The 14640-nt window shown below is 47.0% G+C and carries 18 protein-coding genes; 9 read left to right on the top strand and 9 right to left on the bottom strand.

Annotated features, from left to right (window positions below):
- The first annotated feature begins 18 nt into the window (after positions 1 to 18).
- The gene (locus MJO57_RS06690; RefSeq protein WP_252017304.1) at positions 19 to 1356 is read left to right on the top strand and encodes a transposase; all 1338 of its coding nucleotides are present in this window, start codon (positions 19 to 21) and stop codon (positions 1354 to 1356) included.
- A gap of 290 nt (positions 1357 to 1646) precedes the next feature.
- Here MJO57_RS06690 and MJO57_RS06685 read toward each other — a convergent pair whose 3' ends face one another.
- Positions 1647 to 2123 (bottom strand): DUF6444 domain-containing protein, encoded by a 477-nt coding sequence (locus MJO57_RS06685; RefSeq protein ID WP_252021348.1) that lies wholly within the window; start codon positions 2121 to 2123, stop codon positions 1647 to 1649.
- On the opposite strand from MJO57_RS06685, the gene MJO57_RS32660 reads away from it, so the two are divergent.
- Positions 2122 to 2247 (top strand): hypothetical protein, encoded by a 126-nt coding sequence (locus tag MJO57_RS32660; RefSeq protein ID WP_256493241.1) that lies wholly within the window; start codon positions 2122 to 2124, stop codon positions 2245 to 2247. The genes MJO57_RS06685 and MJO57_RS32660 overlap by 2 nt on opposite strands.
- Here MJO57_RS32660 and MJO57_RS06680 read toward each other — a convergent pair.
- A complete protein-coding gene (locus MJO57_RS06680; RefSeq protein ID WP_252017330.1) occupies positions 2234 to 3748 on the bottom strand; it encodes an IS66 family transposase in 1515 nt (504 codons plus the stop codon). The two genes, MJO57_RS32660 and MJO57_RS06680, sit on opposite strands and share 14 nt — an antisense overlap.
- A gap of 144 nt (positions 3749 to 3892) precedes the next feature.
- On the opposite strand from MJO57_RS06680, the gene MJO57_RS06675 reads away from it, so the two are divergent.
- The 6 genes from MJO57_RS06675 to MJO57_RS06650 all read left to right on the top strand — a co-directional run bounded on the left by MJO57_RS06675 (position 3893) and on the right by MJO57_RS06650 (position 6853).
- Positions 3893 to 4219, top strand: a complete 327-nt coding sequence (locus tag MJO57_RS06675; protein WP_252023925.1) for a hypothetical protein — start codon at positions 3893 to 3895, stop codon at positions 4217 to 4219.
- Between the two features lie 6 nt (positions 4220 to 4225).
- Entirely contained in the window at positions 4226 to 4615 is a 390-nt protein-coding gene (locus MJO57_RS06670) for a tape measure protein (RefSeq protein ID WP_256493240.1), read from the top strand.
- 1 nt (position 4616) lies between these two features.
- Entirely contained in the window at positions 4617 to 5606 is a 990-nt protein-coding gene (locus MJO57_RS06665) for an IS1380 family transposase (protein WP_252023921.1), read from the top strand.
- Between the two features lie 435 nt (positions 5607 to 6041).
- A complete protein-coding gene (locus tag MJO57_RS06660; RefSeq protein WP_252023919.1) occupies positions 6042 to 6281 on the top strand; it encodes a type II toxin-antitoxin system Phd/YefM family antitoxin in 240 nt (79 codons plus the stop codon).
- Positions 6274 to 6612: a hypothetical protein gene (locus tag MJO57_RS06655; RefSeq protein WP_252023917.1), complete on the top strand. Its 339-nt coding sequence runs from the start codon at positions 6274 to 6276 to the stop codon at positions 6610 to 6612. Before MJO57_RS06660 ends, MJO57_RS06655 begins: the two co-directional genes overlap by 8 nt.
- 58 nt (positions 6613 to 6670) lie before the next feature.
- Positions 6671 to 6853, top strand: a complete 183-nt coding sequence (locus MJO57_RS06650; RefSeq protein ID WP_252023916.1) for a hypothetical protein — start codon at positions 6671 to 6673, stop codon at positions 6851 to 6853.
- Positions 6854 to 6936: 83 nt separating this feature from the next.
- On the opposite strand, the gene MJO57_RS06645 is transcribed toward MJO57_RS06650, so the two are convergent.
- The 5 genes from MJO57_RS06645 to MJO57_RS06625 form a co-directional block, all read right to left on the bottom strand.
- Complete coding sequence (locus tag MJO57_RS06645; protein WP_252023914.1) at positions 6937 to 7221, bottom strand: type II toxin-antitoxin system RelE/ParE family toxin; 285 nt, start codon at positions 7219 to 7221, stop codon at positions 6937 to 6939.
- Positions 7221 to 7505, bottom strand: a complete 285-nt coding sequence (locus tag MJO57_RS06640; protein WP_252026968.1) for a type II toxin-antitoxin system RelB/DinJ family antitoxin — start codon at positions 7503 to 7505, stop codon at positions 7221 to 7223. The genes MJO57_RS06645 and MJO57_RS06640 overlap by 1 nt, the downstream gene beginning before the upstream one ends.
- 372 nt (positions 7506 to 7877) lie before the next feature.
- Entirely contained in the window at positions 7878 to 8675 is a 798-nt protein-coding gene (locus MJO57_RS06635) for a hypothetical protein (protein ID WP_252023912.1), read from the bottom strand.
- Between the two features lie 695 nt (positions 8676 to 9370).
- Positions 9371 to 10060, bottom strand: coding sequence for a reverse transcriptase domain-containing protein (locus MJO57_RS06630; RefSeq protein ID WP_252023909.1), 690 nt, complete (start codon positions 10058 to 10060; stop codon positions 9371 to 9373).
- Between the two features lie 1294 nt (positions 10061 to 11354).
- Positions 11355 to 11918 carry a DNA-3-methyladenine glycosylase I gene (locus MJO57_RS06625; protein WP_252023907.1) on the bottom strand — a complete coding sequence of 188 codons (564 nt, stop codon included), beginning with the start codon at positions 11916 to 11918 and terminating at the stop codon, positions 11355 to 11357.
- Positions 11919 to 12060: 142 nt separating this feature from the next.
- Here MJO57_RS06625 and MJO57_RS06620 point away from each other — a divergent pair, with 142 nt between their 5' ends.
- Positions 12061 to 12546 carry a peptidylprolyl isomerase gene (locus tag MJO57_RS06620; RefSeq protein WP_252023905.1) on the top strand — a complete coding sequence of 162 codons (486 nt, stop codon included), beginning with the start codon at positions 12061 to 12063 and terminating at the stop codon, positions 12544 to 12546.
- 156 nt (positions 12547 to 12702) lie between these two features.
- Here the strand turns inward: MJO57_RS06620 and MJO57_RS06615 are convergent, their stop codons facing one another.
- Both MJO57_RS06615 and MJO57_RS06610 read right to left on the bottom strand, forming a co-directional pair.
- Positions 12703 to 12939: a hypothetical protein gene (locus tag MJO57_RS06615; RefSeq protein WP_252023903.1), complete on the bottom strand. Its 237-nt coding sequence runs from the start codon at positions 12937 to 12939 to the stop codon at positions 12703 to 12705.
- Positions 12940 to 13357: 418 nt separating this feature from the next.
- Positions 13358 to 14539: a hypothetical protein gene (locus MJO57_RS06610; RefSeq protein ID WP_252023901.1), complete on the bottom strand. Its 1182-nt coding sequence runs from the start codon at positions 14537 to 14539 to the stop codon at positions 13358 to 13360.
- Between the last annotated feature and the right edge of the window lie 101 nt (positions 14540 to 14640).

Here is a 14640-nt window from a genome sequence, read left to right as displayed (position 1 = left end):
TAAAAGCAACCATCCCCAATGACGAAATTCGAGATGGTTGCCATGCTCACTTCAGATCATCAAGTAATCCTCAGGGAGCTCGCTTCATATACAACCTTTCTTGCTGGAGCGCTATCATCAACTGCAGTACCAACGTTCTGCGAACTGCTGTTCGGTTGCATGCTTTCAGCCGACGGCTTTGTTACACAGGCGTTGTTAACAATTGATTTTCATTGTGTGTGGAGCAGCTACCACCACTGGCTATCTCAGGGCAAGTGGCAATGGAAGAACTTGGCACGCCACTTGATCCGTCTGGTCTGCTCCAAAGCTCCTGAGAATCAACCTGTGGTCCTGGGGCTTGATGACTGGGTAATCGAACGGTTTTCCGACAAAGCCCCTGCTTGTCGTACACATCATCAACACAGCAAGAAACGCAATCGGCCGACGTACATCTGGGGGCAGTGTTGGGTTTCCCTGGCCATCATATTTGAGCGGGCTGCAGATGAAGTATTTACCGCCATACCGGTGATCTCATTTCCGACACCAGCTTCAGGTAACACCAGCAAACTGAAAATTGCCGTGGCCATGCTCAGGGTGGTACGCAATGAAGTGAAGGATCGAGTGCTACGCCTGCTAACCGATTGCTGGTATATGAACTGGACACTGATAAAGCCAGCTCTGGAAATGAACATAGAAGTTGTTGGTCAGATACCTTCAAATCGGGCCCTCTATGCTTTGCCGCCAGCACCCACCGTAAAGAAGCGAGGGCGCCCAAAAAAGTACGGCATCAAGATGACGACAGAACAGGTTAAGAAACTGCCGGAAGAAAAAGCAACAGTATGGATGTACGGCAAATTTCGCAAAATACGTTATCGTACCCTGATCTGTCGCGCCAGATTCCTTAAAGGTCGTGAAGTACGCGTCGTCTGGAGTCGCTTTGAAAATGACAAAGGTCTGACCGAAAGCAGAATATTCATCTCGACCAATCCGGAACTTGAGGGACTGGAGGTGCTTCGTGCCTATTCCCGGAGATGGCCGGTAGAGCCAATGTTTCACCAACTCAAACATGCTTTTGGCTGTTGCCATTTATGGCAGCAGAAATTGCGAACACTGCTTCGATGGATGCATTTGAAAATGGCAGGCTATGCATTATTGCAGTTATTAACCGTTTGTAAAAATCAGGCATGTCTGAATATTTCTCGGATACCCTGGAGAAGCCCGGATACAACCACTGCAGGCATGATGAAAATTGCTCTTTCAGGAATTATTCCGAGGTTCTCTATTCGCAAGGGCTGGAACAGATATAAGCAAAAATATGAGTTCAATTTTCGCGATCTGATCGACCAGTTAATACCGGATAATTCAGAAGCAGCATAACTAAAGGCTTTTAGGCAAAAAACGGAAGTAATAACGAACTTGGAAAAACAGTTCACTGATTTCGGCTTGCTTCACTATAAAAAGCTGACCGAATTATCGTTTTATACAGACTCTAAAGTCGAGAAAATACTCTGACACGCGCTTAAAAGGCAGGAAATGGTATTGGTTAAGATAGACGGCCATAGCCTGTGTGGCTGAGCCATATTGTGCGGCAGCGGTAACACCTTCCGGGAATTCAGCCTGATTCCGACAACCACAAGTGCAGATTTTTACTTCAGCTCTATGGGCCGTTAGGCCGTTACTTCAAATTCACCCGGTCTCCCTGGTTCAAACACCTGTCGTTCAATATATTTGACCGGCTCACTATCAAGAAGAGACGCCTGACATTTATTGCATTCTTTAACCGGAAGGTACTCAATATAGTCAGGGATATCGACCTGTTTAAGACAAGTGCCCTGATGCCCTTTCTTTCCACCGGCTTTATTACCAGAAGACTGTCTCAGACTTTTAGGATTGGGTTTTTCATCCGATGGATCGGTACCTTTATCTGCGGAAAGGTCGTCAGAATGATCTGGAGAATTACTGTTTTTACAAGGTTTTTGATAACCATCAGACGATGGCGGCTTGCTGCTGTTTTGACTGTTCTTGCCAACCTTTTCTTCCAATTCTCGACATCGCTCTTCCAGACAGGCAACTCTCATCCGCAGCTCTGCATTCTCTTTCAAGAGAATCTCAGCCGACATAGTTGCGGGTAGTTCTGGAATCATGCTGGCGAATATTGTGGAAAAATGGTGCTTAAGAGGATGGTATAAAAATCAGAAAATTCCAGATTTATGTGGGGGTGCTGAACAGTTACAATTTAAAGCAGGCAGGGTAACTATTCAGCACTGAGCAAAGGCATATTACAGTAATTCCGAACAGCTCTATGAAGTGATTGATATATGTCCATTCCCTGTTTTCTGGCAGACGACAAATAGCTGCGAATCCGTGCAAACATAGAACCACCGTCTGCACTCCTGAAGCAGCCTGAGATTTTCTGCTTTAACTTGGCCATTCGAACATCCCGCTCACTGCCATTGTTATCGAAGGGAATGGTAAAATCTGACATGAAGCGCAGTGTCTCAGCCTTGAACTCAGTGAGTCGTTTGAAGAGATTGTAAGCTTTAGTATTCTTGACTTTCTTGCGCTTAAGCTCCTCTCGTTGCTTCTCCATATAGACGACTTCTTTCATTAGAGCCCGCTGAAGCAACCGGTCATAAATCTTCTCGATTCGTTCACAGACAACACTTGGCATCTGTAGCATACCTATGGTCTTAAAGCCCTTGCAGTAATGCCAGGAAAGCCTCAGTAGCTTCATCAATCGCAACGCCAGTTGATTGCTGTCCCTATCAACAACACCCAAAAGCTCCCTCAGGTGATGGGCATTGCAAAGTACGTGAGTTGCCGCATATGCAAAATAGGATTTCCAATGATCATGAACCAGAACGCCTGCAAATGTTAGCAGTATGCCCATCGTGTCCATGGCCTCACGACCTCGCTTTTCAGACAAGTAGTAGAGCGTCCATTGTTCATCCCGCATAACGTGTAGCCAGTGCAAAGAGCCCTCGGCCCGCATACCCGTTTCATCGGCTCCGGCAACAGACGATTCCCGCAAGGCGTCACGAATAACCTCTTCAGTAGAAGCCAGATTTTCATAGGTTCTGGCCACAAAATTGGCGACAGTGCCTGCACTTACACTCATTTTATAGAGAGTATTAAAATACTCTGACACGCGCTTAAAAGGCAGGAAATGGTATTGGTTAAGATAGACGGCCATAGCCTGTGTGGCTGAGCCATATTGTGCGGCAGCGGTAACACCTTCCGGGAATTCAGCCTGATTCCGACAACCACAAGTGCAGATTTTTACTTCAGCTCTATGGGCCGTTACTTCAAATTCACCCGGTCTCCCTGGTTCAAACACCTGTCGTTCAATATATTTGACCGGCTCACTATCAAGAAGAGACGCCTGACATTTATTGCATTCTTTAACCGGAAGGTACTCAATATAGTCAGGGATATCGACCTGTTTAAGACAAGTGCCCTGATGCCCTTTCTTTCCACCGGCTTTATTACCAGAAGACTGTCTCAGACTTTTAGGATTGGGTTTTTCATCCGATGGATCGGTACCTTTATCTGCGGAAAGGTCGTCAGAATGATCTGGAGAATTACTGTTTTTACAAGGTTTTTGATAACCATCAGACGATGGCGGCTTGCTGCTGTTTTGACTGTTCTTGCCAACCTTTTCTTCCAATTCTCGACATCGCTCTTCCAGACAGGCAACTCTCATCCGCAGCTCTGCATTCTCTTTCAAGAGAATCTCAGCCGACATAGTTGCGGGTAGTTCTGGAATCATGCTGGCGAATATTGTGGAAAAATGGTGCTTAAGAGGATGGTATAAAAATCAGAAAATTCCAGATTTATGTGGGGGTGCTGAACAGTTACTTTAAATTAAAACAAATCATCATGCTGACCATTTTCCACACAGGAAGCCCAAAACATGGCCAGCAATAACAGCGTATTGAATATCGTTATCCGGGCTCGGGATTTAGCCAAGGGAACCCTGCAGAAAATAACCCAAAGCATCCGCAGCGTCGGTGATGCCAGCGACAACACCAGTGAAGACCTGCAGCAGATGGGGAACGCCAGCAAGCGCACCAGTGCTGACATGAAGAAGATGGGCAAAGCAGGCAACCAGCTGAACAAAAGTTTTGCCGGGCTCGGGAACAGAATTCGGAATTTGGTTGCTGCCAGCCTCGGTTTTTACGCCCTTAAAAAATCCATGCAGGGCGTCCTCGAAACCAGTGACCAGTTTGAGCGCCTATAGATTCAGATGAACGCAGTGATGGGCAGCATGGCGGAAGGCGAGCGAGCCACCGAGTGGATCAAGGAATTCACCAAAGCGACACCGCTACAGCTGGATCAAGTAACTGAAGCCTTTGCCATGCTGAAAAACTTCGGGCTTGACCCGATGGACGGCACGATGCAAGCCATTGTGGATGTCAACAGCAAGCTGGGCGGCAGCCAGGAGAGACTACGCAGAATCAGTCTGGCACTGGGGCAAGCCTGGGGTAAAGAGAAGCTCCAGGGCAAAGAAATACGACAGCTGGTCGAGGCTGGTGTGCCGGTTTGGAATACCCTGGCCACAGTTACCGGCAAGAACGTCACCGAGCTTAGACCCGGATATTTCATAAATAAGAGCAGGTTCCGCCCAATCACCTGATATGATTGGGTCGACCAAAAAAGCTTCGGAAGAAGCAATCCGGGACAAACGACATCAATCCTATATTGACCATTCCATACAGGATCTTCTGACGCAAAGAGTGCTACAAATGGCCTGCGGTTATCAGGATGCCAATGATAGCAACCATTTGCGTAAGGACCCTATGTTCAAGCTGGCCGTCGGTCGCAGCCCTTTGAATGCCGAGACTCATCTGGCTTCAGCCCCTACATTTTCACGACTCGGGAAGGGTGTGTCCCGCAGGGATATACACAACCTGGCCTACGCCTTTGCAGAGCATTTTCTCAGCAGCTATAAAAAACCACCCAAGCTGGCAGTCATTGATCTGGACCACACAGCCAGCCTGACCCACGGTGCTCAACAGTACAGCCTGTTCAACACCAAATACGGCAATACCTGTTATTTGCCCCTGATGATTTTTGAAGGCTTGAGCGGGAAATTGATTACCGCCATTATGCGGCCGGGTAAAACACCCTCAGGACGAGAAAATGCTGCCATTGTTAAACGTCTTTTGACGCTGATCCGACAGTCCTGGCCGAAAACACATCTCATCATCCGGGGAGACAGCCATTTTGCTCAGCCGGAGCCGATGCGCGTTGTTGAGCAGGATAAAGCGACTGATTACATACTGGGCAAAGGTGCGGGTCATCCAACAGCCTTGCGCCCCATGGCGGACGAGAGCATGGCTGATGCCCGCCGCTGTCTGCAAACACGTACAGCATACGCCCGGTCGAACAAATTGAAGGAACCCTACCGGGCGCGTGTGTATGGAGAGGCTCAGTATCAGGCGAAGAGCTGGAAAGGTCTGGATACACGAGTCATCTACAAGGCAGAAGTGAATCAGATGGGCGACAATCCCCGCTTTGTCGTGACATCCATCAGAAATGCTTCAGCCAAGTGCATTCCAATGAAAGTGTTGCTGGAACCAGTGACGGAATCTTTTGCTGCCCTGCCAGTTCTCAAACCGGGATAACAGACACGACTTTTTAATTGCCAGTCAGTTATCGGGCGTTTTATTGCATCAACTGAAAGAGATTGGGGGTTCATTGCGCCTGGGTCAGGTAAATCGGTCTGTTTTTGATAAAAAGCCATGCCGGGACGCAGTGTCACCGCAGAGAAATACGCTACTACAATCTGACAAACCATGTTTGTTCGAAGAAACATCAAACATTCGAACTGTAGCAGCGTTTATGAAATATTCGGGTTAGTCGAGATTCAGGAAACAACTGGCGACTGGCGGGCGTTGTGCTTAAGAGCAAAGATCAGCACAACAGCTGCTGGCGCGGTCCTCCAGTCCCTTGAATTGGAGAGGCATTTTTAACGTTAACGGTTCGCCCAGAATAGCCTGAACTTCTGGGCGCAGTGGTCTATAATCAGACCATTAATAGACCGACAAAAGAGAGAATCCATGGAAACACAAACATTAAGCTACCTGAAACAGAATGCTGCCAAACTGGATGTGGAGGACGGCCCATTACGCATTACCCAGCATGGTTTACCGGTATATCGAATATATTCCGAAAAGGAAGCCTCAATGCGGGATGAGGCAATTGCCCTGCTCAAACTTGCCAATCGTGCTGAGAGAGATATTCGAAACGGGAACACCATGTCACCGGAAGAGGCTCTCAAGAGATTGCGGAATGAGTAAGCCTGTCACCGTCGAAATCACTGAAACCGGCTTTCTGACCCTGAGCTTGCTCAAAGGGTATATGAGCGCATTTTATAGTGGGGATGACTTGAACCAGTTGTTGACTGAGCTGATTGAGACATCGACAGTGCTGATTCAGGATGTTGCCATTAGACCTGTTTGCCCGGAGCTGGCTATGGTCGGAATTCACGACTACCGTCGGTTAAATCTAATGAAACACTTTAAAGTCTTATACCGATACGATGATCAATCCGGTAAAGGTTACGTCATTGCATTTATGAGACAAAAACAGAGTGCAGAAAAGTTGCTGGTCGACCTGGCTTTGATGTAATGCCCGCCATTGCTTTTTATAGCAAGCATAAGCCGCTGAATCACAAGGATAAAGAGTCATGGCTACCACCAATATCTGGCAACAGTTTAAATCACTCATTCCCGAAGGGGTGCGAACCATCGTTGCAATTACCCTCAATAACGGTGACGGAACCAGCACTGCTACATTACGAGATGGTACAGTTATCAGAGTTCAGGGAGATGTACCAGCAGGGAACAATGTACTGATAAAGACCGGGTAGTTAAGGCAGAACTACCAGCGTTAGCGACTTATGAAGCTGAAGTGTGAGTCGGTATAGTTATTCAATTCATATATGCCCAGACATCAACCCGGATCACTTGGGAATTTTTGTTTCTGGTGAAGAACTCGCATTACACGAATATCTTTACCATCCACCCAGTATGAAACAATCATGGATACTTCCGGAATGATCAGCAATCTGCCACGGATGCCTTCACGCTCACCCCCCATAAGCGGTTGTTCTAATAAGTTTTCGACTTTCGCTTCAATGATCAGATCAGTCTTTTCTGCTGCTTCTGGATTAAAATCGTAAAGAAACTCAAAGATCTTTTCCCGATCATTCAGAGACTCTTCTTCCCATAAAATCATTAATGGCTGCCTCTATTGCGAATTTTTGCTTTGCGCTTAGCCATCTCGTCTTTGGTTTTATCGTGTTCAACAAAATCCGCTGCTCCAGAGTCCAGTTTCTCAAATGCCTGATTGACTTGTTGGGTTAGCCATTGATCGTGGGAGGATAACTTACGCTGTTGTTCCGCCAGTTGCTCAGTAAACTCCCGGCATGCATCACTGATCGTGCGCCCCTGACTTTCAGCCATTTTTTGAGCCAGGCGTTTTGTTTCCTCATCGACTCGAAATTGTATTCTTGTTTCCATCATGGCCCCCTTATTGCTGTGGGTACAAATGTTAGCACAATATAGCGAGGCTCACAAAAAACGAGTTAGGTGATTTGGCTATATCAGCATGGAACACGGTAAATCCAGTGAGTCAGAAGGGTTCAATCTGCCAGGCTCTGAAGAGACAGGTTCAGGTGGATGGCATCTTTACCAATGCTCAGGGTCAAGTTTTGCATAACGCTAGTGATAGTGAAATTAGAATGACCAAGTACTTTTTGCAGTACCAGAATATTAACACCAAGCGGGATCTCTTTGGGTAACCGGCGGGTCCTACTTTGATTGAAAAACCACCCTGTTTGACTAATAGGGTGGCATTACTGAGATCATCATTCAATAATTCAGATTACTGAGCTAGTAGCTTTCACAAGCCTCTCCCGGGATACGCATAAGGGCAGGTTTACCATAGGCAGATGTCAGTGTGGTGATGGTTGACACTTTCGAGTCAGTTCCAGAGTTAGTCAGACAGAAAGATACATCATCACCCTTGATGACAGAGGCGTGGGCTTTCCCATAGCTGTACAATGTGCATGAACTTTTTTGCACATTAATAGTGGACGTTTGCCGGCCATCAGAAACAGTTACGAATAGGTCAATTGGATTTTCAGTAATATATGCGCTGCCCGCAGTCGACCATCCTGACATCTGCTTGACTAATAACAGGTTAGTAATCCCCCTGCTTTTTGGAACATAGAGGTTATCGCCAATGTGTTCAAACTGTGAGTCATTCTGTATTGATCCTTGATTGATAAGAACGCTGTCTATGTAATAGCCGTCCTCAGTCGTCAGTGTCATCATGCCACAGACGTAGTCATTCGCAACAGGCAGCAATCTTAATAACTGACTCAGGAATACACTATGGGCAACCCGGTTTGAAATAACAGTGGTAGCAGTAAAATCATAAACTGATTCCGGGATGTAGGATAACATCTTGGCAAAAGGACTATTCAGGGCATGATCGCCAGAACCCACAAAAATTGTGGCATGAGCAGCAAGTTCAAGCAGAGAAAAAGCACCGCTACCAATAGTTGACAAAGCACTCCCGCTTGTACGCCCATGTTCAATCCCCACACTGGTATCGGAAGAAGCTCCCCATGATGCCGATGTGATCGATAACAATAAGACGATGGATAAACACTTTCCTCTAAACATGCTAACCCCTTATCAGGATGAATATTTTAATTAAGTTAATACGGTTTTCTCTGAATAAAGATCAAAACCGAACGGTTGGACAGCAAAAATTCCTTATCATTCCAAGGTTTAAATATATTTTTTTGAAATATTTCACGATTGTTTATCAATTTAAAACTCGGCAATGGAACTTATTTACTGCATGAAGTGATACTGCTAAAAGGGATTCTAGAGTAATATTTTATTTACGCAAAATGGTGTGGCTATATAAAAAATTTAATAAGTTTGTTTTTTAAATGAGTGTTTTTTCATAATAAATATATATAAGACAGTTGTTGTTACATTCCCATACATGTTTTTTTATTTCGTACTATGGTGTTTTGATTTATCGTAAACAAACAGCTCCCCATCTAATTAAAAAGTAACAGTGAAGTTATTCCTGGGTGATTCAACGAAGTTGCTCAAATAATGTTGTAATCACCCCCTTTTCTGAATGCATTTAATGGCAATGTTCTTTTGGCAGCTAGTGCAGCCAAGCGTTGTTACACATACACAAGCACCTCGTTCCCACGGTCCCCCGTGGGAATGCATACCGGGCCTCTGTGGAACTGTGGGTCTCCATTAAACTCTCATGATTCCGGGCATAAATAGATTGTTTTGCATCTGGCAGGCTCCGGGGTGAGTAGACCTGCCCGGTCACCCGGGCAAGCCCCTCCTCAGAACCGGACTTGCGGAATTACCGCATCCGGCTCCCGATAGACCCGTGTCCCCACACATGTTCGGTGAGACCGGAACATTGACACCGTTTTCCAGCTCTCTGGATACGCCAACACTTTAAGAATTTTCACCAGCTTTCCCCAGCTCAAGTATCCTTTTCCTCCCTGACGATTAAGCCATCTGTGGATCGTTCGTTTGCCTTGCAGAATGAACTGCCTGACCCGTCCTTGATTGTCTGTGATCCCATGATAGTTGATCCATCCCTTGATCCCCCGAATCGCTCTCTTCAGCGTTTGCACACGGTCAGAACTCAGGCGCTTCCAGAGGAACTCCCTTAACCCTTTGAGCTTCGATGCAAAACGATCTTTACGGCTGGTGAACTTCAGTCGCCAACCACCTTTTCGCATCTTACCCCAGTAACAGGTGAACCCCAGGAAGTTAAACGTCGAAAGACGCTTACCTGATTGATTGGCCCTCTGAGCTGCAATCCATCCTGCAGGAATTATCTGCGATTTCTCTCTATGCAACTCCAGACCAAACTTCTCTAACCGTTTTGGCAACACTTTATAAAAGCGCTCTGCTTCACTGGCATCCCCAAAAAGGAATACCATATCGTCAGCGTACCTCACCATTTCCGCCCGCCCTTTGATGTGAGAACGGCTTACCTCGGCAAACCATTCATCTATCACGTAGACAGCACCATCCCGGTTTCGGGAACTGGACTGCAGCAAAGTCCTCAAAGCATCGTGACAACTCAAGCCGGGCCTGAATCCGTATGAGCACGGTAGAAACAGCGGTTCGTATATCTTGCCAAGGATTTGACTGGCTGCAAGTTGCACCAGTTTGTCTTCAAAGCAGGATATGACCAGTGGCCGTTTGCTCCCATCCTCTTTCGGGATTTCAGTGACCCTCGCGGGTTTTGGCCTGTTGGCCTGTAAGTCCCACGGCGAATGCGCTGGAGAAGGTGTTTCAGATTTTCATCCAGTTTTACGCCGTAAGTCTCCTTTGTCTCACGGTCAATACCTACGGCTTTATTCCCGTTCAACCGATGGAATTGCTCCTTCAGCATGTCAACATTTAGCAGGTGGCCAAGGTTATTGAACACCATTTGTCTGTCGTATGCCGATTTCTCACCTATGCGCTCAAGTTTCGTTAACCATGCTTGTCCGTCGTTGCTGAGTACGGTCATTGTTTCTCTCTCACGCTCGATCTATCTGCCAGCCCTTCGCTCCACGGTCGTTACCCGCTTCATCACTACTATGACTGACTCCGACTTCCATAGAGCCATCTGTAAAGCCTCGTGTTTTGCACTTGTACTTAACATACTCAATCCTTTGAGAGCCCTATGGATCTCCTGGGTTCAGTCGTATATCTCTATAAACTCGCCGACGCCTGCGACTCCGGAGGGTAGTGCTGTTCGGATTCCCAGATTGACCTTACACAGCACTCTTGGGCCTGCTGCCTGCATAAGAGCATCGGCACCCACAACAAGTGGTATTTCGGAGCTGTGACGTTCACCATTTGGTTTCGGCTCGGATATTTCGCTGTCTACGCTTCATCACTGTCGTTACCTTCAGCAACGCAAGACTCGCTACATGGTAGAGCTGGTTCTCTTTCCACAGCGGGACTTTCACCCGCAAGATATACGCCGCTTATCCCAGCGCACTATGCATTCCCACGCGGAGCGTGGGAACGAGGGGGCTGGCTGTATGGGTAATAGCGCTTTCCTGCACTAGTACATGGTTTCAATGAGTTTGACGGGTTGTCGTTACCATAAGTCTCTGCAGTCCGTTCGTCCTGAGCCCGTCGAAGGGCGCAAACTCCGGCCCATGATAGATCGTGCCAAACACCCTTCGACTCCGCTTCAGGATGAACGGAGATGGTACACGTCAATCTCATTGAAATGATGTACTAGTGGCATCGGTAGCCTGTGGCAAATCGACAGCCCTCCCGGAGTTTGCTTTCGGCTTTCTTCAGGAACTGCTACGTATTTTTAAAGGACAGGCATGTAACCAGATGGTCATTTACCAGTCCCATGGCCTGCATATAGGCGTAGCAAATGGTACTGCCTACGAAGCTGAAGCCGCGCTTTTTCAGATCTTTGCTCATCCGGTCTGAAATATCAGTGGTGGCGGGCACTTCACTCATTGATCGTCGGTGGTTGATGATGGGCTGCTGGTTGACAAAAGCCCACAGGTACTGGTTGAAGCTGCCAAACTCCTCCTGCACTTTGATAAATGCCCTGGCATTTTTAATGGTGCTCTGGATTTTCAATCGGTTGCGGATAATACCTTCATCCTGCATCAGCTTTTCAATATCCTGTTCCGTCATCCTGGCGACTTGTTTAACGTCAAATTGATGAAACGCTTTCCGGTAGCCTTCCCTGCGTTTCAGGATGGTGATCCAGCTCAGACCTGCCTGAGCACCTTCCAGAATCAGGAATTCAAAGAGTTTCCGGTCATCATGACAGGGAACACCCCACTCTTCGTCATGGTATCGGGTATAGAGTTCATCGCCATGACACCAACTGCATCGTGAATCGCTCAAGAGAAAAACTCCGTTTGTTAGGCGCTTTGAAATACAAGGTTGTCTGCCAATTACACCAGAAACTGCTTTTATTTGCAGTTTTCTGGCTCCCGCTAGCAATGGCAGTTAAGATAGATGCTTATTTTATGAAAGGCATAAACAGATGAAGATAGCCAAAGAGAAAGTGGCCCTGTTCCATTACACGCTGAAAAATGACGCGGGAGAAGTTCTCGACAGTTCTGAAGGCGAGTCTCCCATGGCTTATCTTCACGGTGAGCACAACATTGTTGAAGGCCTTGAAAATGCTCTGGAAGGGAAGCAGGCTGGAGACAAGTTTGCAGTGGTTGTTGAGCCTGCTGAAGGCTATGGTGAGTACGACGAGAGTCTGGTTCAGCCGGTACCGAAAGAGCAGTTTGGTGACCATCCTGTGGAAGTGGGGAATCAGTTCCATGCCGATACCGCTATTGGTCCACGTATTGTGACTGTGGTGGCTATTGATGACGAAGACGACCAGGTGGTGATCGACGCTAATCACTCGCTGGCGGGTGAGAATCTGCACTTCAGCATTGAAGTGGTTGAGGTTCGTGAAGCCACCCGGGAAGAGCTGGATCACGGTCATGTGCATGAACCTGGTGGACATGTTCACTGAGTCTGCTAATGACATTACCCGCTTACCAGTGCTGGAAAAGTAAGTAGCGGGTGATTTTTCCTGAAGCAATACCCACCAGCATGCAGCGTTAATTCGAAAGCTTATCGGTGACGGAAATTCCAGAGAAGTCTGATTCTTCTGACTTCATTATGGTCTTTATATCGTGATGTAAACTGCATGTCGGGTTTTGTGGTGGGTGAGAAGTTGAATATTGTTCAGTACGCCGTTTTCTACCATGGAACGGAATGCTAAGGCTATTCTCATCTTCTGCAAATCATTCTGGTGTTCCCACAGATCCAGCTCCTCCATCAGCACCGGAATCTTGAAGATTTTACCTTTTTGCATGCTATCAATTACCTGTTGTAAAGGAGTTAACAGAAGGTTCAGGCGCATACATCTCTCCTAACAAATTTGTTATTTCCAGGCTGTTAGCTCAGTGCTTTAAAAACTATGGTTTTTACAGTTCACCTGTTTATTTCTGAAGAATCTATAACTATGGCTTTGAAAATGATTTTTGACCGTTAGACCTTCGTTTGAGTCATTTGGTCAGGATCTAAGTGTGTGACTTCAACTAGCCGCAAAGGGCTCAAGACCATGATTAAGACATGACGATATAACGCTTCAAGGGCTTCACTGGTTGCCAGCTAGTTGTTTTTATGGAGTTATCGAACGCTGGATCTCGGTTGGTGGAACCGTAGCCGGAGATCTTGAGCTGGAGAGAACAAGTTATTGCTGGTGCAGTTTTTTTCCGGTCATAGAAGATATCAATAAACACTCAGCTCATAAAGTGAACTGAGTGTTTGACCGGTTTTTAACCAATAAAAGGACTGAGCAGCAGGTAAAGATAGCGGGCAGTAATACCGGCACAGATACCACCAATCGTGTGTGCCAGAATAGCTTTTGAAGTCAGCTGGCGGAAGCCGAGAGAGTCCAGCATCGCAGTATGCGTACTCAGATAGCCACTCCAGCACATACCCATAGCGGTAAACACAGCGATATCACTGCCTCCGATAATGCCCTGGCTGATAAAGTTTGGCACCAGCGACATGGCGGCACCAACCGCGCCAAGGGAGGTAATGGGGAACGCAACCAGTTCAGCATGGTCAAAGCCAAACAAAAGTTCAAATAGCCAGGTAACATGACTGGCCAGTTTTGGCAGCAGAGCAACTCCTTCAAATGCTCCCCCCGTGTAGCCTGTTGCTGGTGCACCAAACGTCAGCACCATTACAAACGTACTGATAATCAGCACACCGGGAATAATGGCAACCCCCATTTTGACGCCACCTTTACCGCCATCCAGCAGAGCATTAAGAAACCTCAACCAGACAGGATCGGTAGAACCATGGCTATCCAGAAGTTCGCTGTGAGTATCTGTAATGCTGAGCCCATGAAGCCGGGCATCGTTTCGGATAAAGCGCTGCATCAGACGTGTGGAAATGATGGCTCCAACGAGGGCTCCGCCCAGACCGATCATGGCAGGCAGGAAGTAGGTAGCACCAGTCTCATTATTCTGCAGGGTTGCCATAAAGGTGATGACAATAAGTCCCATACCGAAAGAGGTACCAAAATTAGTCAGTGAGATAATTTCGGGGACGTTAAAGGAGTGGTTGAAACGTCGATCTTTTGCCAGACCGATGATCGCGGGATTATCTGAGAAAAAAGTCATCATTGCCGCCATGGCAGCACGGCCAGGAAGATTGAACACTGGTCTCATTAGTGGCACCAGTAGCCGTTCAATCAGGGAAATGACATGGAACTCCATTAGCAGACGACCTGCGGCACCAGTCAATACGGTAATGCCCATCAGGAACAGAACAGTGTTCAACAAAAGCTGATGTGCGGTATTGAAGAGGGTATTGAACATGTGGGTAACACCCATGGTTTGGCCAAGATAGCCAAACAGAAGCCCTGCCAGAAGAAGAAGGACTAACGGCTCTACGATTTGACGTACACCCGTTGAGGTTTCGGATTTGGTCGAGACTGCATCACTCATAGAAATACCAGAAATTATTGAACACTTAGATTAGACAAGATTTTTGGGTCCTGCAGTATGGGTATTAGTCAGAAACAGAATAAATGCAGGTCAAATGGACG

The organism is Endozoicomonas sp. SCSIO W0465 (genome assembly GCF_023716865.1).
Lineage (GTDB): Bacteria > Pseudomonadota > Gammaproteobacteria > Pseudomonadales > Endozoicomonadaceae > Endozoicomonas.
This window is presented reverse-complemented; position numbering and strand designations above follow the sequence as displayed.